The sequence below is a fragment of the Micromonospora sp. NPDC003776 genome (genome assembly GCF_053605645.1).
Genome location: NZ_JBSGJR010000936.1, coordinates 1 through 1,397 on the forward strand (window position 1 = coordinate 1; position 1,397 = coordinate 1,397).

Here is a 1,397-nt window from a genome sequence, read left to right on the forward strand (position 1 = left end):
GCCGAGCCGGTGCGCCAGCCCGACCCGGGCCAGCGCGGCCTCCGCGCGCCGCCGCCGCTCCCGCAGGGGTACGCCCGCGTAGAGCAGCCCGTCGGCGACGTTGTCGCGTACCGGCACGTTCGGCGCGAGATGGAACTGCTGGAAGACGAACCCGATCCGGGTCGACCGGAGCGCGGACAGCTGCCGGTCGTTGAGCGCCGCCACGTCGTGCCCGTCGATGCGTACCCGGCCGGTGGACGGTCGGTCCAGGGTGCCGATCAGGTGCAGCATGGTCGACTTGCCCGACCCGGACGGGCCGACGATGGCGACCAGTTCGCCGTACCCGATGGTCAGCGACACCCCGTCGAGGGCCCGTACGTCGCCCGGGTAGACCTTGGTCACCTCGGCCAGGTCGACCACCCCGGTCACGTCGGCATCCCCACGGTCGCGCCCTCGGCGATCCCCGCACCGGAGACCTCCACCCGGCCGGCGGCGAACAGCCCGGTCTCCACCGCCACGATCCGGGTGGTGGAACCCTCGACCAACTGCACGCCGTACCCGCCCTCGGCCAGGGCCAGCAGCGCGGCGACCGGCACGGTCAGCACGTCCCGGCGCGCGGCGGCGGTGAACGCCACCTTCGCCGAGGCCTGGTCGAATCCGGTCAGCGCCTTCGGGTCGGCCACCGTCACGGTGACCTCGACGGTGGTGGTCGGCTCGTTCTGGCCGCCGGCCCCGCCGCCGCTGTCGCCGGTCTGGAGCACCGTCTCCGTGTCGGCGACCGTCCCGGCCACCTCCTTGCCGTTGGGCAGGGTGACGGTCACCTTCGCGCCCTTCTTCGCCAGCCGCTCGTCGTCGACGCCCAGGGACACGGTCACCACCCGGGTGGTGCCGGTCCAGGTGAGCACCGCCTGGCCGGGCTGGGCCGGGTCACCGGCGTCGGCCTTGTGGCTGTCCACCCGCACCGCGCCGGGGGCGTAGACCACCCGGCCCAGCTCGACCCGGCCGGTCTCCGGCAGGCCGAGGTCCTCCTGCCAGTCCCGGACCGCGTCCGCGGTGGCCGAGGTGTACTCGTCGTCGACGGTGAACCCGGAGTAGCCGAGCGCGTCCAGGTTCCGCTCCAACTGCCGTACGTCCTCGCCGGACATGCCGGGCCCCAGCGCCCGGTACGCGGGCAGCGACCCGTACAGCAGCACCACCTTGGCGTCGTCCACGGCGTACAGCGGCTTGCCCCGGCCGACCTGGCTGCCGGTGTCGGCCACCCAGGTGACCGTGCCGCCGCCGCGGGCCGCCGCCGTGTGGGTGGCGCCGTAGCCGAGTTCCCCGTCGAAGCTCTCCGTGTCGGTCAGGGTCTGCCGGGTCACCTGGGCGGTCGCCGGCGGCAGGCCGCCGCTGGCCGGCGTACCCCCGTCGCGACCACC

The 1,397-nt window shown here is 74.7% G+C and carries 2 protein-coding genes; both read right to left on the reverse strand.

Annotated elements, in window-relative coordinates:
- Positions 1-399, reverse strand: a 399-nt coding sequence (locus tag ACWEVO_RS36510) for an ABC transporter ATP-binding protein (protein WP_452311948.1), incomplete at its 3' end; no start/stop codon positions are given.
- A gap of 5 nt (positions 400-404) precedes the next feature.
- On the reverse strand, positions 405-1,397 hold a 993-nt coding region (locus ACWEVO_RS36515; RefSeq protein WP_452311947.1), incomplete at its 5' end, for a peptidoglycan-binding protein.